This is a genomic window from Streptomyces sp. SID1328 (assembly GCF_009865595.1).
Taxonomy (GTDB): Bacteria; Actinomycetota; Actinomycetes; order Streptomycetales; family Streptomycetaceae; genus Streptomyces; species Streptomyces griseoluteus.
This window is the reverse complement of the sequence record NZ_WWKH01000643.1, coordinates 1-4,180: the sequence shown is the minus strand read 5'-3', so window position 1 is coordinate 4,180 and position 4,180 is coordinate 1. Positions and strand designations below refer to the sequence as shown.

The window sequence follows — 4,180 nt, the reverse complement described above, 5'->3', positions numbered from 1 at the left end:
GGGGACTCCTCGGCGGCCATCAGCGCGGCGAGGCCCGGCAGGTCGCCGCTGCGGTCCGCGACCAGGGCGAGCGCGCGGCGGCCCGCGACGGTGCCCCGCATATCGGAGAGCGCGGTGCGCATCCCGTGCGAGACCTCCAACTCCGAGCGTGCGCGGTCCAGTTGGCCGTCGACCAGGGCGAGGATGCCCAGCTCGTGGTGGAAGTAGGCGCGCTCCGGGACGTCCTGGGCGAGGCGGGCGGCCTCGGACCCGGCGTGCAGGGCCTGTTCCCACGCGGTCCAGTGCAGCCCGGCGGCGAAGGCGGCGCCGGCCGCGTGGGCGAGCCGGACGGCGGTCGCCTGCTCGTCGTCGCCCTCGGCGGCCGGTTCGGTGCCGGGCAGCACGGTCTCCAGCGCGGTCAGCACCGCCGCGGCCTCCGCACACACCCGCTCCGGGGTGACGGAGGGGTGGGCGGCCCACCAGGCGTAGTGCCGGGCGGCGGTCCGGGCCTCGGCGGGCGCGTCCTCGTCGTATCCGGCGGCCTCCAGCTGGGCGCGTACCCCGGCCGCGAGGCGGTAGCGGGGGCCGGCCGGGGAGACCAGGCCGCAGCCGAGGAGTTCGCCGAGCGCGGCGTCGGCGTGGGTGTCGCCCACCAGGGCCGGCAGATGCGCCGGGTGCGGCAGCTCGCCGTCCAGGGCGACGGCGAAGCGCAGGGCGGCGCGGGCGGAGGGCTTAAGGCGGGAGGCGAGCAGCGGGGCGGGCGCGGCGGCCTCCGCGAGGGAGGGCAGCGGCACCTCCTCGGCCTCCTCGTCCTCCACAGGCAGGTCGAGCACCGCGTCGGCGGGGCCGCGTACGTCCTCGAAGACGCCGTACTCGTCCACCACGTCGCCGCTGGCACGCAGTTGCTCGCGCTGGCGGAGCAGGGCGCCGGCCTGGACGAAGCGCAGCGGCAGGCCCTCGGACTCGAACCAGAGGTCGCCGGCCCAGACCGCCTCCTCCTCGGTGAGGTCCCGGCCCACCGACCGCTGCAGGATCGCCACCCCGGCGGCGCGGTCGAGGCCGGGCAGGTCGACGTCCTCGATGTCACCGGCGGCCGCGGGGGTGTCCGGGGTGGCGGCGAGGAGGAAGGCGCACTCGGGGGCGGCTTCGAGCAGTTCGGTGAGGGCGGTGCCGCCGAACCCCAGGTCGTCGATGAGGACGACGGCGCCGATCTCCTTGACGGCCTCGCGCAGTTCGTCCGGCTGAAGGCGGTGGCGGGGGGCGTCGTAGACGGTGTGGAAGAGGTCGCGCAGCAGGTCGTCGGGGGTGCGGTGGAGGCCGTCGAGCCGGACCACGCCGTCGGGCGCGAGGTCGGCGCAGTCCTCCGCGACGAGGTCGAGCAGGGCGGTGCGGCCGGAGCCGCCGGGGCCGGTGAGGCGGACGGTACGGCCGCGGGTGAGCAGCCGGACCAGCCGCTCGCGTATCTCCTGACGCTCCAGCAACTCGGGCTCGGGCATCCGGCGTCCGGGCGGGGCGGGCGGCAGGGCGGCCCGCTCGTACTCGGCTCGGGCGGCGGGGGTGCGCTTGGCGGGGGCTTCGGGGCGCTCGTGCGGCGGGCAGAGCTCTATCTCGCTGCCGTCGACCGGGTTGACGGTGAGCAGGAAGTCGCCGCAGACCAGCCGGGTGGTGCGGGCGGGCACGGGGCCGCTCGGGGCGAAGTCGGCGGTGAGGGGGTCCCGCGGCGGACGGCGGCTCAGTGCCTGACCGTGGTCCTCGGTTCCCGGAAGTATCGGGTCCATGGGTTCAAAGCCCCCAAAAGCGTCGTGTGCCGATCTCGGCCCCTCCCGGCCTGCCGCACATCGCGCTGTCGCTTCTGGTCCGGGCCCGCTCGCGGATTACACGAGGCGGCGGGCGACCGAACCCTAAACCGTCGGCAGGGGTCCCCGACAGGGCGGGGTGCCGGACGGCCCGAGAGATCCGGGAGATCACCTTCCGGTGAGGAATGTGCGCGACGCGCCGTTCGGGACGAGTTGGAGCCTGCCCCGGTTCCGGAACCTCACACGCGGGGCAGCGACTCCACACCGACTCCGCCCTCGATGGCGAGAATGCGGTGCAGCCGGGTGGCCACGAGCAGCCGCTGCATCTGCGGCGGCACCCGGCGCAGCACCAGACGCCGGCCGCAGCGGCCCGCGCGCCGGTGTGCGCCCATGATGACGCCGAGTCCGGTGGCGTCCCAGGAGTCCAGTTCGGACAGGTCCAGCACCAGATCGCCGATCCCGTCGTCGACCGCCGCGTGGAGGGCCGTACGGGCGTCCGCCGCGCTGCGGACGTCGAGGCGCCCCCCGACGACCAGCTCGGCGTGGTCGCCCCTGATGTACATATGCGCTCCCCGTTGAGTGCGAGTGGCGTTCTCCGTGACGGTGCTGTGCAACGTCTGACTGTGTGGGTGTCGATGTGGTTGCTGGTTGTAAGCGAACCGATACCGAATTCACCCGCGGGGGTGATCCCCCTGAGCGGCTGTACGGACGCGCACGGAATCGGCGGGTGATCCGGACGCGGTCAGTACGTGTAGAAGCCCTGCCCGCTCTTGCGGCCGATGTCACCGGCGTCCACCATCCGGCGCATCAGCTCCGGCGGAGCGAACTTCTCGTCCTGGCTCTCGGTGTAGATGTTGCCGGTGGCGTGCAGCAGGATGTCGACCCCGGTGAGGTCGGCGGTGGCGAGCGGGCCCATGGCGTGCCCGAAGCCCAGCTTGCAGGCGAGGTCGATGTCCTCGGCGGTGGCCACGCCCGACTCGTAGAGCTTGGTGGCCTCGACCACGAGGGCCGAGATGAGGCGGGTGGTGACGAACCCGGCGACGTCGCGGTTGACGACGATGCAGGTCTTGCCGACCGACTCGGCGAACTCCCGCGCGGTGGCGAGGGTTTCGTCGCTGGTCTTGTAACCCCGGACCAGCTCGACGAGCTGCATCATCGGCACCGGCGAGAAGAAGTGCACGCCGACCACGCGCTCGGGGTGCTCGGTGGCGGCCGCGATCTTGGTGATCGGGATGGCGGACGTGTTGGAGGCGAGCACGGCGTCCGGGCGCACGATCTTGTCGAGCGCGCGGAAGATCTCGTGCTTGACCTCCAGCTTCTCGAAGACCGCCTCGATCACGACGTCCGCGTCGGCGACGTCGTCCAGGTCGGTGGTCGGGGTGATCCGGGCGAGGGCGGCCTCGGCGTCGGCCGCGTCCAGCTTGCCCTTGGCGACGAACCTGTCGTAGGAGGCCCGGATGCCGTCGGTACCGCGCTTGAGCGCCTCGTCGGTGACGTCGCGCAGAACCACGTCCCAGCCGGCCTGTGCGGCGACCTGGGCGATGCCGGACCCCATGAGACCGGCCCCGATGACGGCGAGCTTCCCTGCCACTCCGACTCCCCTTACGCGCTGTTTATGGTTCCTCTCGGCGGACACTAGCGCTCGGGCGACGGCTTGAGGACCGTAAGTAATGCGTGTCACGGTCTCAGGGCGTGAGACACCCGTCACGTTCCGGTTGCGCCGCTCCGGTCCGTCAAATCCGCACCGCTTCGCGCCCTTTGGGGCAACTACGCTGACCGTATGGTCAATCTGACGCGCATCTACACCAGGACCGGCGACCGGGGCACCACCGCCCTCGGCGACATGAGCCGGACCGCCAAGACCGACCTCAGGATCTCCGCGTACGCGGACGCCAACGAGGCGAACGCGGTGATCGGTACCGCCGTCGCGCTGGGCGGGCTGGACCAGGAGGTCGTCACGGTCCTCACCCGGGTGCAGAACGACCTCTTCGACGTGGGCGCCGACCTGTCGACGCCGGTGGTGGAGAACCCGGAGTACCCGCCGCTGAGGGTCGAGCAGTTCTACGTGGACCGGCTGGAGCAGGACTGCGACCGGTTCAACGAACGGCTGGAGAAGCTGCGCTCGTTCATCCTGCCCGGCGGCACCCCCGGCGCGGCGCTGCTGCACCAGGCCTGCACGGTGGTCCGGCGGGCGGAGCGCTCCACCTGGGCGGCGCTCGAGGTGCACGGCGAGACGATGAACCCGCTCACCGCGACCTACCTCAACCGCCTCTCCGACCTGCTGTTCATCCTGGCCCGCACGGCCAACAAGGAGACCGGCGACGTGCTGTGGGTGCCGGGCGGCGAGCGCTAGGGCGTGTCCGCAGAGTAGCGCCGTCTGCCCGGAGGGCAGGGCTCGCGGCGTC

4 protein-coding genes are annotated in these 4,180 nt (G+C 72.7%); 1 reads left to right on the top strand and 3 read right to left on the bottom strand.

The genetic code is table 11. The annotated features are described in order from the left end of the window. From GT030_RS20900 to GT030_RS20890, 3 genes are all read right to left on the bottom strand, one after another. A partial coding sequence (locus GT030_RS20900; protein ID WP_161202409.1) for an ATP-binding protein occupies positions 1-1,757 on the bottom strand: 1,757 nt, incomplete at its 3' end. Positions 1,758-2,014: 257 nt separating this feature from the next. Next, the gene (locus tag GT030_RS20895; RefSeq protein WP_135789822.1) at positions 2,015-2,338 is read right to left on the bottom strand and encodes an STAS domain-containing protein; all 324 of its coding nucleotides are present in this window, start codon (positions 2,336-2,338) and stop codon (positions 2,015-2,017) included. 179 nt (positions 2,339-2,517) lie between these two features. Further along, entirely contained in the window at positions 2,518-3,366 is an 849-nt protein-coding gene (locus tag GT030_RS20890) for a 3-hydroxyacyl-CoA dehydrogenase family protein (RefSeq protein ID WP_135784150.1), read from the bottom strand. 189 nt (positions 3,367-3,555) lie between these two features. Here GT030_RS20890 and GT030_RS20885 point away from each other — a divergent pair, with 189 nt between their 5' ends. Beyond that, a complete protein-coding gene (locus GT030_RS20885; RefSeq protein WP_161202408.1) occupies positions 3,556-4,128 on the top strand; it encodes a cob(I)yrinic acid a,c-diamide adenosyltransferase in 573 nt (190 codons plus the stop codon). Positions 4,129-4,180: the final 52 nt, after the last annotated feature.

Coding starts and splice junctions, on each gene's coding strand:
- GT030_RS20895 (WP_135789822.1), bottom strand. CDS start 2,338: ATGTACATCAGGGGCGACCACGCCGAGCTGGTCGTCGGGGGGCGCCTC.
- GT030_RS20885 (WP_161202408.1), top strand. CDS start 3,556: ATGGTCAATCTGACGCGCATCTACACCAGGACCGGCGACCGGGGCACC.